12 protein-coding genes are annotated in these 13549 nt (G+C 64.8%); 8 read left to right on the top strand and 4 right to left on the bottom strand.

Annotation, left to right across the window (positions count from 1 at the left end; translation table 11 throughout):
* The first annotated feature begins 196 nt into the window (after positions 1-196).
* The 5 genes from IPK65_14055 (at position 197) to IPK65_14035 (ending at position 7037) form a co-directional block, all read left to right on the top strand.
* A complete protein-coding gene (locus IPK65_14055; protein ID MBK8164210.1) occupies positions 197-1282 on the top strand; it encodes a cyclic nucleotide-binding domain-containing protein in 1086 nt (361 codons plus the stop codon).
* 268 nt (positions 1283-1550) lie between these two features.
* The gene (gene hemJ / locus IPK65_14050) at positions 1551-1976 is read left to right on the top strand and encodes a protoporphyrinogen oxidase HemJ (GenBank protein MBK8164209.1); all 426 of its coding nucleotides are present in this window, start codon (positions 1551-1553) and stop codon (positions 1974-1976) included.
* Positions 1977-2374: 398 nt separating this feature from the next.
* Positions 2375-4597: a primosomal protein N' gene (locus IPK65_14045; protein MBK8164208.1), complete on the top strand. Its 2223-nt coding sequence runs from the start codon at positions 2375-2377 to the stop codon at positions 4595-4597.
* 87 nt (positions 4598-4684) lie between these two features.
* Positions 4685-6451 (top strand): arginine--tRNA ligase, encoded by a 1767-nt coding sequence (locus tag IPK65_14040; GenBank protein MBK8164207.1) that lies wholly within the window; start codon positions 4685-4687, stop codon positions 6449-6451.
* Position 6452: 1 nt separating this feature from the next.
* A complete protein-coding gene (locus IPK65_14035) occupies positions 6453-7037 on the top strand; it encodes an SPOR domain-containing protein (protein ID MBK8164206.1) in 585 nt (194 codons plus the stop codon).
* Between the two features lie 257 nt (positions 7038-7294).
* On the opposite strand, the gene speA is transcribed toward IPK65_14035, so the two are convergent.
* Entirely contained in the window at positions 7295-9193 is a 1899-nt protein-coding gene (speA, locus tag IPK65_14030) for a biosynthetic arginine decarboxylase (GenBank protein MBK8164205.1), read from the bottom strand.
* Positions 9194-9334: 141 nt separating this feature from the next.
* Here speA and speE point away from each other — a divergent pair, with 141 nt between their 5' ends.
* Positions 9335-10189 carry a polyamine aminopropyltransferase gene (speE, locus tag IPK65_14025; protein ID MBK8164204.1) on the top strand — a complete coding sequence of 285 codons (855 nt, stop codon included), beginning with the start codon at positions 9335-9337 and terminating at the stop codon, positions 10187-10189.
* Positions 10190-10214: 25 nt separating this feature from the next.
* Here speE and IPK65_14020 read toward each other — a convergent pair whose 3' ends face one another.
* On the bottom strand, positions 10215-10667 hold the full coding sequence (locus IPK65_14020) for a DUF4124 domain-containing protein (GenBank protein MBK8164203.1): 453 nt from the start codon (positions 10665-10667) through the stop codon (positions 10215-10217).
* 147 nt (positions 10668-10814) lie between these two features.
* On the opposite strand from IPK65_14020, the gene IPK65_14015 reads away from it, so the two are divergent.
* Complete coding sequence (locus tag IPK65_14015; protein MBK8164202.1) at positions 10815-11054, top strand: CDGSH iron-sulfur domain-containing protein; 240 nt, start codon at positions 10815-10817, stop codon at positions 11052-11054.
* 131 nt (positions 11055-11185) lie between these two features.
* Here the strand turns inward: IPK65_14015 and IPK65_14010 are convergent, their stop codons facing one another.
* Positions 11186-12487: an ammonium transporter gene (locus tag IPK65_14010; GenBank protein ID MBK8164201.1), complete on the bottom strand. Its 1302-nt coding sequence runs from the start codon at positions 12485-12487 to the stop codon at positions 11186-11188.
* A 124-nt stretch (positions 12488-12611) separates the two neighbouring features.
* Positions 12612-12950 carry a P-II family nitrogen regulator gene (glnK, locus tag IPK65_14005; protein ID MBK8164200.1) on the bottom strand — a complete coding sequence of 113 codons (339 nt, stop codon included), beginning with the start codon at positions 12948-12950 and terminating at the stop codon, positions 12612-12614.
* 286 nt (positions 12951-13236) lie between these two features.
* Here glnK and IPK65_14000 point away from each other — a divergent pair, with 286 nt between their 5' ends.
* Positions 13237-13491, top strand: coding sequence for an accessory factor UbiK family protein (locus IPK65_14000; protein MBK8164199.1), 255 nt, complete (start codon positions 13237-13239; stop codon positions 13489-13491).
* Positions 13492-13549: the final 58 nt, after the last annotated feature.

Below are 13549 nucleotides of genomic sequence, written 5' to 3'. Positions count from 1 at the left end.
CCTGCGTTGTGAAGAATTCCGGATAAATGCCGATGACAATGCCAAGCCCGGGAATAAGACCGCAGTCTAGCACGGCCGCCGCGGCGGCTGCAGCACCCGGCCGCGACCGCAAAGGCCCTGCTGCGAGCCGGGACAACACCGTGGACACGGCGCTCCCCGATGCGGGTGCGCGAACAGAGCAGAACGGGACTACATCATGAGCGCGGCGAGAAAGATCACGGACATCGAGCGTGTCCGACAACTCGAACCGATTTCATCGCTGCCCGCGGACCAGATCCGCGAGCTGCTGGAGGGCGCGCGCCTCGAACGCCTGGAGCCCGGACAGATGCTGTTCGCGGCGGGGGACTCCGACACCCAGGCCGTGTACCTGCTCGAGGGCAGCCTGGAGCTGCGCCCGGACGGGACGGATGGAACGCATCCGGTCAGCGCCGGCAGCGAGGAGGCGCGCCATCCGATCGCCAACGAACATCCGCGGCGCGTGACGGCGGTCGCCCTCACGCCCGCCGAGATCGTGCGCATCGACAAGGAACTGCTCGACACCCTGCTGACCTGGGGCCAGATCTCCGCCCCGGAGGAGGACGTGGTGATGAGCGAGGACGGCATCATCACCATCAACAAGGCGGGCTGGCTCAAGACCATGATCAAGTCGCCGACCTTCCGCAGGCTGCCGTCGCCCAATATCGAACAGCTGCTGCACCGCCTGGAGCCCATCATCGTGCGCGCGGGCAACGTGGTCATCCGCCAGGGTGACGCCGGCGATTACTTCTACATGATCGACCAGGGCATCGCGCTGGTCATGCGCAACCCCGACAACGACGAGGACAGCATCGAGATGGCGGAGCTCAACCCGGGCGCCTCCTTCGGCGAGGCGGCGCTGATCTCCGACAATCCGCGCAATGCGACCGTATCGATGATGAGCGACGGGATCCTGCTGCGGCTGTCCAAGGAGGATTTCAATACCCTGCTCCGGCAGCCTACCCTGCAGGCGGTGGAGTACGCGCGCGCCGCCGCGGACGTGGCGGCCGGGAGCGCGGCCTGGATCGACGTGCGCCTGCCGAGCGAGTACGCGCACGCGCACCTGCCGCAGGCGCGCAATATACCGATGCGCGCGCTGCACAAGGAGGCGCACGGCCTCGACAGATCGATCGGTTACGTCTGCTACTGCCAGACCGGCAGCCGGAGTTCGGCGGCGGTCTTCGTGCTGAAGAACTACGGGCTCGATGCGCGCGTACTGCGGAACGGCCTGCAGGGCGTGCCGCCGGAGGTCTTGCGTCCGGAGTAGCCCGCAGGAAGCGGAAGCGGGTGGAAAAAAAATGCGGCCGGCAGCCGCAAATCTGGGTAATGCATCTACTTGTTGTTATACCTGCGGGAGGCAAGGATGCGTCCCCCTCTCCACGTGCAGCTAAATCTAATTGACGCCCACCCGCAAGTCAAGCAAACAGCGCGCGACGCAGTCGTCCGGGCGCATACGCCGCGAGGCGTTGTCAACGCGCGCCGTGCGCCAGTATAGTGTGCCGACCCATCCTCACCGACTGAACCGGAACTCGCGCATGCCGTGGCTGAAGGCCCTGCACATCATCTTCATGGTGACCTGGTTTGCCGGGTTGTTCTATCTGCCCCGCCTGTTCGTCTATCACGCGCAGTGCGAGGACACGCCGGGCCGCGAGCGCTTCAAGATCATGGAGCGCAAACTCTTCTACGGCATCATGACGCCGGGCGCGGTGCTCACGGTGACGTTCGGCCTGTGGATGGTGTTTGCCTATGCATGGGAGCTGTACTCTTCCATGGCATGGCTGCACATCAAGCTGACCCTGATGCTGGGACTGGTCGCCTATCATGTCTACTGCGGAAAGCTGCTCATCGATTTCAGGCACGACCGCAACCGCCACGGGCACGTGTTCTATCGCTGGCTGAACGAGGTACCGGTACTCTTCCTGATCGTCATCGTCCTGCTGGCGACCCTGAAACCGTTTTAGGGCGCGGGACAGGAACATTTTCCCGTTTACCACTTGCTTTTTTCGCTGCGCGTGCACCATCTTTATACACAAGAGCGAAAGGGGCGCCGCGGGGACACCCCACGGGCGCCCGGACCGTACCCCGGCGCGGAGGTCAATACCCAACGCACTGTTTATCAAAGACATTTCCAAAGGCTATTTTATCGCCACCGAAACAAAATGCTAATGGCGATGGCCATTAATCTGATAATGCCCCATGTCGTCCACAGAGTTATCCACAGGTTTTGTGGACAAGCCTCCGATTGCCACGTTCGACAAGGAGTTAGAGTTTATACATTACCCCCCATCTCAGGCGGCATGCACGCGGGCCTTATAAACTCCCCGGTATCGGTCCCGGCCACCTCCCTGTTGCCTGCCCCATGACCGCCGGCGTCCGGTTCTGGCAAGTCGCCGTACCCTCACCCGTTTATCGGGTTTTCGATTACCTGCCGCCGAAGGACATTGATCCGGGCACCGCCGTGGCGGGTGCGCGGGCGCGCGTGCCCTTCGGTCGCGGCACCCGTGTCGGGATAATCACCGCCACAACCGCATCGAGCAGCGTCGCCGTCGCCCGGTTGAAACGGGCACATGCGCTCATCGACACACAGCCGGTACTCCCTCCGGACGTATTCCGTCTGCTGCTCTGGGCGGCGGACTATTATCATCATCCGGCAGGCGAGGTACTGCTCGGCGCGCTGCCCGCGCTGCTGCGCCGCGGCGAAGCCGTTGCCGCGCGGACGGAACGGCGCTGGTGCCTGAGCGCGGAGGGTCGCACCCTCGCGGCAGACTCCCTGCGCCGCGCACCGCGGCAACTGGCGCTGATGCAGACACTGGCCGCGGCGCCGGATGGTATCACGGCCCAGGAAGTGCTCCGCCTGCCCGGCGGAGGCGATACGCTGCGCAGGCTGCGCGCGAAAGGCTTGGTGGAAAGCCGCGAGATCGCCGGCGAAAAGGCCGTTGCGGCGGAGTACGCCATCACATCCGCCGCAACGGCGCCCGTATTGAACGACTCCCAGCGCGCCGCCGCCGCGGCGATCGATGCCGCGCTCGACCGCTTCCAGCCGTTCCTGCTCGACGGCGTCACCGGCAGCGGGAAGACCGAGGTCTATTTCCACGCCGTCGAAGGCGTGCTGCGCAAGGGGCGCCAGGCACTGCTTATGGTGCCGGAGATCGGCCTCACGCCGCAGATGATCGAGCGCGTCCGTCACCGCTTCGCCGCCCCGCTGGCGGTGCTGCATTCGGGTTTGTCTGACCGCGAACGCCACGCCGCCTGGCGCGCGGCTGCAGACGGCAGCGCGCCGATCGTCATCGGCACCCGCTCCGCGGTGTTCGTCCCGCTTGCGCGTCCGGGTGTCATCATCGTCGACGAGGAGCACGACGCCTCCTACAAACAGCAGGAGGGATTCCGCTATCACGCGCGCGACCTCGCCGTCGTACGCGCCCGCTTGCTCAATGTGCCGGTCGTGCTCGGCTCGGCGACGCCCGCGCTGGAGAGCCTGCACAACTGCCGTCAGAACCGTTATCGTCATCTCATCCTGGCGACGCGCGCGGGCGCGGCGGTGCAGCCCGAGATCCGCCTGGTCAGCCTGCGCGACCAGGTGGCGGAAAGCGGCATCTCCCCCGCCCTGGCCCAGGCGATCGAGCGCCATCTGGCGCGTGATCACCAGGTGCTGCTGTTCCTGAACCGGCGCGGCTACGCGCCCACGCTGCTGTGCCACGACTGCGGCTGGGTCGCCTCCTGTCCGCGCTGCGATGCGCACCTGATCTATCACCACGCGCAGCGCCAGTTGCGCTGCCATCACTGTGATGCCCAGCGCGCCGTGCCTGCGGGATGTCCCGGGTGCGGCAGCCCCGACCTGCGGCCGCTCGGGCAGGGTACGGAACGGGCGGAAGAGGTGCTGGCAGGTCGCTTCCCAGCCGCCGAGATCGTGCGCATCGACCGCGACAGCACGCGGCGCAAGGGCAGCCTCGATGCGCTCATGCGGCGGGTGCAGGAAGGGCGGCGCCAGATCCTGCTCGGCACGCAGATGCTGACCAAGGGACATCATCTGCCGCACGTCACCCTGGTCGGCATCCTTGACGCCGACCAGGGCCTGTTTGGCGCGGATTTCCGCGCGAGCGAACGTATGGGCCAGCTGATCGTCCAGGTCGCCGGACGCGCCGGACGCGCCGACAACCCCGGCGAGGTGCTGATACAGACCCACCATCCGGACCATCCCCAGCTCGCCGCCCTGCTGCGGCACGACTACCAGAATTTCGCCCTCAGCCTGCTCGACGAGCGCCGCCAGGCCGGATTGCCGCCATACGGCTGTCTGGCGCTGTTGCGCGCGGAGTCGGTCCATGCGCGGGCGCCGCGGGATTTTCTCGCGGCCCTGTGCGCAGGCCTTCCGGAATCCGTCCGCGCCGGGGTGGAGATACTCGGCCCGGCGCCGCCGCCGATGGAGCGGCGCGCCGGCCGGCACCGCGCGCAACTGCTGTTTCACTCCGGCCGTCGCGCGCCGCTGCATCACGCGCTCGCAGCGGCGCTGCAGCGGCTGAGTGAGCTGCCCCAGTCCGGCAAGGTGCGCTGGACGCTCGACGTCGACCCGATCGACGAGTATTAGACAGTATGCAAGAATTGCCGCACCGGGGATAATAGGCGCGCCGGCGCCGCCGTCCGTACCGACACCTACTCAATCCGATCCGATGCCATGAAAAACCAGCTGCGTGAACTCCTCACCCGGGCCGTGCTTGCCCTGCAGAACGAGGGTGCGATCGCCAGGGACGTGCCCGTCGACATCCAGATCGAACGCGCCCGCGACAGGCAGCACGGCGATTTCGCCTGCAATATCGCGCTGATCCTCGCCAAGCACCTGCGCGGCAATCCGCGCCGTCTCGCCGGGCAGATAGCCGGCGCCATGCCGGCGGCGGATTACGTGGAACGCATCGAGATCGCGGGTCCCGGCTTCATCAATTTCTTCCTGGCCGCGGACGCCTTCCGCCGCGTCATCCCGCAGATCCTCGAGGCGGGCGACGCCTTCGGCCACAGCACGGTCGGCCAGGGGCGCAGCGTCCAGGTCGAATTCGTGTCGGCGAATCCGACCGGGCCGCTGCACGTCGGCCACGGCCGCGGGGCCGCCTACGGCGCCGCGGTGGCCGACCTGCTGGTCGCCGCCGGCTTCAAGGTGCATCGCGAGTATTACATCAACGATGCCGGGCGCCAGATGGACATCCTCGCCGCGAGCGTCTGGCTGCGCTACCTGGAACTGCACGGCGAAAACCTGGCCTTCCCGAGCAACGGCTACCGCGGCGACTACGTGAACGACATCGCGGGATCGCTGTTCCGCGCCCACAGGGACGAGCTGCACGCCTCCGCCGCGGTCGTCATGGCGAACCTGCCGCCCGACCTCGCCTCCGACGGGAGCGGCGACAAGGAGGCGCACATCGACGGGCTGATCGCGCGTGCGAAGGAGGTACTGGGCGACAGGCGCTATCGCACCGTGTTCGATGCCGGTCTGCGCACCATCCTGAAGGATATCCGGGAAGACCTGCAGGAGTTCGGTGTGGTGTACGCTGAATGGTTCTCCGAGCGCTCGCTGATCGAGAGCGGAGCGGTTGACCGCGTCATCGAGCGCCTGCGCGCGGGCAATCATCTGTACCAGCAGGACGGCGCCTGGTGGTTCCGTTCCACCGCCTTCGGCGACGAGAAGGACCGCGTCCTCGTGCGCGAGAACGGCCAGGCCACCTACTTCGCGCACGATATCGCCTATCACGCCGGCAAGTTCGAGCGCGGCTTCGAGCGCATCATCGACATCTGGGGCGCCGACCACCACGGCTATGTCCCGCGCGTCCGGGCAGCGTTGAGCGCACTCGGCTGCGACGCCTCACGCCTCGACGTGCTGCTGGTGCAGTTCGCCATACTCTACCGCGGCGACAGCCGGGTCCAGATGTCGACCCGCAGCGGCCAGTTCGTCACCCTGCGCGAGCTGCGCGGAGAGGTCGGCAACGATGCCGCGCGCTTCTTCTACGTGCTGCGCAAGTGCGAACAGCATATGGATTTCGACCTCGACCTCGCCAAGTCGGAATCGAGCGACAATCCCGTCTACTACATCCAGTACGCCCATGCGCGCATCTGCAGCGTGCTCCGCCAGCTGGCGGAAAAGGGGATGACCGAGGACCCGGTCATGGGCCTGGCCAGCCTCGACCGTCTCGCCGAGGAGCATGAACAGCGGCTGATCGCCCGGCTCGGACAGTATCCCGAGACGATCGAAAACGCCGCCCTGGCCCACGAGCCGCATCAGCTCGCCTATTTCCTGCGCGAGCTCGCGAACGATTTTCACACCTACTATAACGCGCACCAGTTCCTGGTCGATGACGCCGCCGTGCGCAACGCGCGCCTCGCGCTGATCAGGGCCGCGCGCCAGGTGTTGAAGAACGGGCTGCAGTTGCTCGGCGTCGGCGCGCCGGACTACATGTAGCATGCCGCGCGACTACAAGCAGCCGTCCCGGAAACGGCGCGCCTCCCGCACGCGCGCGCCGAAGCGCTGGCCGTGGCTGTTCGGCGGGCTTGCCGCCGGCTTCCTGGCCGGATACGCGGTCTATTTTCTCTCCACCCGGCCCGACACCGCCAAAGCCGCGCCGGAGCTCGCCCAAAAACCCGCCGCCAGCGCACCCAAACCGGCGACCAAGGCGGTAGAGGAAAAGGAGTCCAAGGAGAAGGACCGCTTCGAATTCTACCGGATGCTGCCGGAGATGGAGGTGAAGGTCCCGCACGACGCGCCCGCCTCAGCGCGTGCCGATGCGCGCAAGCCGGAAACGGACGGGCCCTATATCCTGCAGGTAGGTTCTTTCAGCAGCTACGGCGAGGCTGACAACCTCAAGGCGCGCCTGGCGCTGATCGGCGTGGAGGCCTCGATCCAGACGGTGATCATCAGCGACGACACCACCTGGTACCGGGTGCGGGTCGGCCCTTACAAGGCCCTCAGGGATGCGCAGCAGACGCGCGCCACCCTGCAGCGCAACAACATCGAGTTCATGCTGCTGGCGTTGAAACCCGAGGCGTGAGGCGTGAGGCGTGAGGCGTGAGGCGTGAGGCGTGAGGCGTGAGGCGTGAGGCGTGAGGCGTGAGGCGTGAGGCGTGAGGCGTGAGGCGTGAGGCGTGAGGCGTGAGGCGTGAGGCGTGAGGCGTGAGGCGAGGCGTGAGGCGTGAGGCGTGAGGCGTGAGGCGTGAGGCAGAAAAGCATGTTCGCTTCATTTTTCCTGTCAAGCGCTTTGTATATATTTATTTATTCTCTTCCCGCCTAACGCCTCACGCCTAACCTTCAATCCTCCAGATACGTATACCCCGTAATACCGTCCTGCAGGGTTTCATGACAGAGGGCCTGCTGCTGCTTGCCGAGGCGGCTTTCCGCCACCGCGCGGCGCAGGCGTTCGAGCAGCACCTCGGGGCTGAATCGCACGTAGCGGAGCACGGAATCCACCGTATCGCCCTGCTGCGCCTGGCTCAGGCGGTAGCCTCCGCGGCCATCGAGCTCGACGTTGATCGCGTTGGTGTCGCCGAACAGGTTGTGCATGTCGCCCAGGATCTCCTGGTAGGCACCGATCATGAAGATCCCGAGCAGATAGGGTTCACCCGGGCGCGGGGTGTGCAGCGGAAGCGTCGTCTCCACGCCCTCCCGGTCCACGTAGTAATCGATGCGGCCGTCCGAGTCGCAGGTGATGTCGAGGATCACCGCGCGGCAGTCGGGGCGCTCGTCCAGCCGGTGCAGCGGTATGACCGGAAAGATCTGGTCGATCGCCCACACATCCGGAATGGACTGGAACACGGAAAAATTGCAGAAGAACTTGTCCGCCAGTTTCTCGTTCAGCTCGTCGAGCACCTCGCGGTGGGCGCGCGAGGCGGCCTGCAGCAGCGGATGGATGCGGCGGCAGGTCGCATAGTAGATCTGCTCCGCGCGCGCGCGCTGCGCAAGAGTCAGCAGGCCGTGGATGTACATGTCCTGCGCCGTGGTAAGCCAGTGTATGGCGTCGTGATACACCTCTACCGGTGGACGCACGGTGGCCTCGTCAAAGGCCGCCCGCAGGTTCTTCAGCACCGGCGCTTCCGCATCCTCCTCCCCGCCGGCACGCATCTCGCCCCTGGGCACCTGTTCGACGTCGATCACGTTGGTGATCAGCACCGCGTGGTGCGCGGTCATGCCGCGCCCGGACTCGGTGACGATGGCGGGATGCGGCAGCCCGTGCTCGTGGCAGATCTCCCACAGGGTGTGCACCACGTTGTGGGCGTATTCCTCCACGCTGTAGTTCATCGAGCAGGCGCTGCGCGAGCGCGTGCCCTCGTAGTCCACGCCGAGGCCGCCGCCGACGTCCATGCAGTCGAGCGGGGCGCCCATCGCGCGCAGCTCGGCGTAATAACGCGCCGCCTCGCGCATGCCGCGCTGGATGTCGAGGATGTTCGCGATCTGCGAGCCGAGATGGAAATGGAGCATGCGCAGCGTCTGCAGCAGGCCGGTCTCGCCCAGGCGCCGCACCATATCGAGCACGTGCGGCGCAGGCAACCCGAACTTGGACTTCTCGCCGCCCGTGTTCTGCCACTTGCCCTTGCCGATCGAGGCCAGCCGCACGCGCATGCCTATCAGCGGCTCGATGCCGAGCGCACGCGACTCCTCGATCACCAGCTCCAGCTCGGAGAGCTTCTCCACCACGATGTAGACCCGGTTGCCGAGCAGGCGGCCGATCAGCGCCAGGCGGATATATTCACGGTCCTTGTAACCGTTGCATACCACCAGGCGGTTGCCGGCGTCGGACATGCCGAGCACGGCCATGAGCTCCGGCTTGCTCCCCGCCTCCAGGCCGACCCGCCCGTTGCCGTGGCGCTGGATCTCCTCCACCACGCTGTGCTGCTGGTTCACCTTGATCGGATACACAGGGGAATACTCTCCGCGATACCCGTCCTGCCTCATCGCGGCGGCGAAGGCGCTGCACAGCACGTCGATGCGGTCGTGCAGGATGTCGGTGAAGCGCACCAGCACGGGCGTCGACAACCCCAGCTCGCGTATGCGGCCGGTCAGTTCAAAGAGGTCGATCGCGGCACCGGCGCGGTCCCGGCCCGGACGGGCGAGCAGGCGCCCGCGCTCGTCGATGTCGAAGTAGCCGTTGCTCCAGTGCGGAATGTTGTAGGCAAGCCGCGCCTGCTGCAGGTCCCAGTCTGTGTCTTTCATGATTACGCCGCCGCCCGCGGGAGAAATCCGCCCGCCCTCGATGTCCATCGTCATATTCGCCTGTTCATCAGGTCGAAACCCTGTTTATAATAGGCGCGCATCGGATATTTTGAAACCCTGTCTATACACGGATAAGGCGCCATGGGCCTGGATCAGAACTGGTTTACCGAAGTGGGCGAAAGCACCGGCATCGCCTTTTCGCTCCGTATCACCGGAAAGCTCCACGAGGAGCAGACCGAATACCAGCGCATCGAAATCTACGAGACCACGGATTTCGGCCACCTGATGACGATCGACGGCTACATCATGCTCTCCCAGCGCGACAACTTCCTCTACCATGAGATGCTAACGCATCCCGTGCTGTATACCCACGTCAACCCGAAAAGCGTGCTGATCATCGGCGGCGGGGACTGCGGTACGCTGAGCGAGACGCTCAAGCACGAATCGGTCAAGTCCGCGGTGCAGGTGGAGATCGACGAACGCGTTACGCGACTCTCCGAGCGTTTCTTCCCGGAACTGTGCCGCGCCAACAACGATCCGCGCGCGCGCCTGATCTTCGGCGACGGCATCAAGTGGGTGGCGGAATCCGAGCCGGAGAGCTACGACGTCATCATCGTCGACAGTACCGATCCAATCGGGCCGGCGGCGGGGCTGTTTTCCGAGCCGTTCTACCGCGACTGCTTCCGCGCACTGCGCCCGGGCGGCATCATCGCCCAGCAGAGCGAATCGCCCCTGTTGCACATGAAGCTGATCAGCGCAATGCGCAAAGCCATGCGCAACGCCGGCTTCAACGATTTTCTCACGTTGAATTTCCCCCAGTGCGTCTACCCGTCCGGCTGGTGGAGCACCACGCTGGCGGGCAAGGGGTCTTCCCTCAGGAACATCCGGGATCAGGACATCGCGGACAAGTCGTTCGCGACGCGTTACTACAACCTGGCCATGCACCAGGCCTGCATGGCGCAGCCCGAGTTCTTCCGCGGCGAGCTCGGGCAGTAGCCGCGGCAGCGCGCGCCGCTAGTGCTCAATCACACCACTTCTTGACATCCTCGCCCGACCTGGCGAGGACCATCTCGCGCTCCTCATCCGACAGGAACACGCGCTCCCCGCTGGCATCCACCCGGTACATGCGCTCGATGCTCTCATTGTGCTGCAGTGTCTGGCGCGCGATCTGGCAGTTCTGCTCGCGGATCTTCCGCTGCTGCTCCTCCTCCGCGGCCTGGCGTTCCTCCTTGGATGCCGGCGTATCCGCCTCCGCGTCGTCCTCGTCCGCGCCAGCCTCTTCCTCGTCCGGTTCGGTGAAGGACGGTCTCGATGGCGTCACCCTCATCTCCTCCGCCTCGGCGTTGGGCACCGGGCGGTCGCTGAAATGCACCACGCCTGATTTGTCCGTCCACTTGTAGACGGTCTCCGCGGCGATGCTGGTAAAGCCGGTGGCGCCAAGCAGCAGCACCGCCAAGGACAGGATTATCTTCATCGGTAAGCCCCATGCACGGTTTGGGAGGTATGCCGAGGATATCGGCCAACCGCCGCTGTTTCCTTACCGCAGGCCGTGCCCGCCGGTGCCCAGGAAAGGTATAATCAGCCGGATTTTAATGACAATTACCGCCATTGAGGAGACCCCATGTCCGATGAACCCGTAGTTGCGCAGAAATCCCCCTACGTCATGAGCCTGGCGCCCGGCACCTATTTTTGGTGCGCCTGCGGCCGCTCCTCGAAACAGCCTTTTTGCGACGGATCGCACAAAGGCACCGGGTTCACGCCCGTGCAATTCACCGTTACCTCCCGCGCCCCGCTGGCCCTGTGCGGCTGCAAGCACAGCCAGGACAAGCCGTATTGTGACGGTTCGCACAGTCATCTGTAAGGCGCCCCCGCTCCGCCGGGATCTATCGCACCCGGGCGGGAATCGCGCCGGGCCGGAGCCGGCGCAGCAACCGCGCCAAAAAAGAAGGGCGCCTTACGGCGCCCTTGCTTAAGATACAGCCTGAATCGTTGTTAGAGGTTGTAGCCGCGCTCATCGTGCAGCGAGAGGTCGAGGCCTTCAGTCTCCTGTTCCTCGTTCACGCGCAGGCCCATGATCACATCCAGGACCTTCAGGATGATGAATGTGGCGACGGCGCAGTAGATCACCGTAATCGCCACGCCCTTCACCTGGATCATGAACTGGCCGAAGCTGCCCGCGTAGCCACCGATGGACTCCACGGCCAAGAACCCGGTGAGCAGGGCGCCGACGATGCCGCCGACCGCATGCACGCCGAACACATCGAGCGAGTCATCGTACTTCAAGGCGCGCTTGAGCTTGGTGGAGGCCAGGAAGCAGATGATGCCGGCCGCGATGCCGATGATGAGCGCACCCGTCGGTCCAACGAAGCCCGAGGCCGGGGTGATGGCGACCAGGCCGGCGATCGCACCGGACACGATACCCAGCACGCTCGGCTTGCCGTGCGACAGCCACTCGCTGAACATCCACGCCAGCGCCGCGGCCGCCGTGGCGATCTGGGTCACTGCCATCGCCATGCCCGCACGACCGTCGGCCGCCACCGCGGAACCCGCGTTGAAGCCGAACCAGCCGACCCACAGCATGGCGGCGCCGATCACCGTGAGCGCCAGATTATGCGGCGCCATCGGGGTGGTCGGCCAGCCCTTGCGCTTGCCCAGCACCAGGGCCGCGACCAGGCCCGCAATACCGGCGTTGATATGCACCACGGTGCCGCCGGCGAAGTCCAGCACGCCCATGTCCCAGAAGTAGCCGCCGTCGCCGCTCCACACCATGTGTGCGATGGGGGCGTATACGACCAGCGACCAGATGCCCATGAACCACAGCATGGCCGAGAACTTCATGCGCTCCGCGAAGGCGCCGACGATCAGCGCCGGCGTGATGATGGCGAAGGTCATCTGGAAGGTCATGAACACGCTCTCGGGGATGGCGAGCACCAGACTCTCCTTCTCCATGCCGGACAGGAAGGCCTTGCCCAGGCCGCCAACAAAGGAGCTGAAGTTGGTCACACCCTTTTCCATACCGGTGGTGTCAAATGCCAGGCTGTAACCGAACATCATCCACAGCACGCTGATCATGCAGGTGATGGCGAAACACTGCATCATCACCGACAGAACGTTCTTCGAGCGCACCATGCCGGCGTAGAACAGGGCCAGGCCGGGGATGGTCATGAGCAGCACGAGCGCGGTGGATGTCAGCATCCACGCCGTATCGCCCGAGTTCAGGGTCGGACCCGCTTCCGCTGCCGGCTCCTCGGCCGGGGCGGCTTCCTCCACAGCGGCCTCCATTACAGCCTCCATGGCGGGTTCCGGCGACATCGTCTCGTCTTGGGCCCATGCGCCGAAGGCCACCGCCAGCAACAGCAGCGTCAGCAGGGCGCGTACCAGATTCTTATATTGCTTCATTTCGATTCCTCCCAGTGTGTCACAGTGCGTCGGTGCCGGTTTCACCCGTACGGATGCGCACCGCCTGCTCAAGGTTAAATACAAAGATCTTGCCGTCACCGATCTTGCCGGTCTGGGCAGATTTGGTAATTGCTTCGATCACCTGTTCATACAGACCGTCATCGACGGCCACCTCGATCTTCACCTTGGGGAGAAAATCGACCACGTACTCGGCGCCCCGATACAGCTCGGTGTGCCCCTTCTGGCGCCCGAAACCCTTGACCTCGGTCACGGTGATGCCTTGCACGCCGATGTCGGACAGGGCTTCGCGAACATCGTCGAGCTTGAACGGCTTGATAATCGCGCTGACTAGCTTCATGACATTTCCCTCTTTTGAATGCACATAGGATTGCTGCCGCGGGATGGAAAATCCCTGGGTCGACTTACGGACAGACAGTGAAGTGCAGCATCCATGCCATAGAAAATATTTCATTTATAATCAAAGTATTGACGATATTTTCCCCACATTCCGGCCACGGGTTGCGCACCAAAATGAACTGGCTCCGATCGACAAATGCACCTTAATTGTGCGCATCGACGGGTTTAATCAGACCGGCCGGATCACGTACACTCTCTCCATCCCCCGGCTTGCGACGGAACCCGCGATGCTAGACCCCAAGATCATCGAAGACCTCAGCCACCGCCTGAGCAACGCGGTCCCGGAGGGCGCGCGTGCCCTCAAGCAGGACCTCGAGCGAAACTTCCGCGCCGTGCTCAACAGCGCCTTCACCCGTCTCGACCTGGTGACGCGCGAGGAACTGGAGGTACAGGAAAATCTGCTCGCGCGCACGCGGGAGAGACTCGACGAACTGAAGGTGCGCGTGGACGAACTGGAACAGAGGCTGCAGGGAGGGACGTAGCCCCGCGGTTATACAAATAGACACGCCGCCCGGCGCCACTCCGGGTGTCGGACAACGG

The organism is Gammaproteobacteria bacterium (assembly GCA_016712635.1).
In the GTDB taxonomy this organism is placed as follows: Bacteria; Pseudomonadota; Gammaproteobacteria; order SZUA-140; family SZUA-140; genus JADJWH01.
Note: the sequence above shows the minus strand (reverse complement) of the source record. Positions and strands in the feature narration are given on the sequence as shown.

What these genes read in the sequence shown, in the direction of transcription:
- IPK65_14020 (MBK8164203.1), bottom strand. Translation starts at nt 10,667, where the DNA reads ATGAAGATAATCCTGTCCTTGGCGGTGCTGCTGCTTGGCGCCACCGGC.
- IPK65_14055 (MBK8164210.1), top strand. Translation starts at nt 197, where the DNA reads ATGAGCGCGGCGAGAAAGATCACGGACATCGAGCGTGTCCGACAACTC.
- IPK65_14015 (MBK8164202.1), top strand. Translation starts at nt 10,815, where the DNA reads ATGTCCGATGAACCCGTAGTTGCGCAGAAATCCCCCTACGTCATGAGC.
- IPK65_14035 (MBK8164206.1), top strand. Translation starts at nt 6,453, where the DNA reads ATGCCGCGCGACTACAAGCAGCCGTCCCGGAAACGGCGCGCCTCCCGC.
- speE (MBK8164204.1), top strand. Translation starts at nt 9,335, where the DNA reads ATGGGCCTGGATCAGAACTGGTTTACCGAAGTGGGCGAAAGCACCGGC.
- hemJ (MBK8164209.1), top strand. Translation starts at nt 1,551, where the DNA reads ATGCCGTGGCTGAAGGCCCTGCACATCATCTTCATGGTGACCTGGTTT.
- IPK65_14040 (MBK8164207.1), top strand. Translation starts at nt 4,685, where the DNA reads ATGAAAAACCAGCTGCGTGAACTCCTCACCCGGGCCGTGCTTGCCCTG.
- IPK65_14010 (MBK8164201.1), bottom strand. Translation starts at nt 12,487, where the DNA reads ATGGAGGCTGTAATGGAGGCCGCTGTGGAGGAAGCCGCCCCGGCCGAG.
- speA (MBK8164205.1), bottom strand. Translation starts at nt 9,193, where the DNA reads ATGAAAGACACAGACTGGGACCTGCAGCAGGCGCGGCTTGCCTACAAC.
- IPK65_14000 (MBK8164199.1), top strand. Translation starts at nt 13,237, where the DNA reads ATGCTAGACCCCAAGATCATCGAAGACCTCAGCCACCGCCTGAGCAAC.
- glnK (MBK8164200.1), bottom strand. Translation starts at nt 12,950, where the DNA reads ATGAAGCTAGTCAGCGCGATTATCAAGCCGTTCAAGCTCGACGATGTT.
- IPK65_14045 (MBK8164208.1), top strand. Translation starts at nt 2,375, where the DNA reads ATGACCGCCGGCGTCCGGTTCTGGCAAGTCGCCGTACCCTCACCCGTT.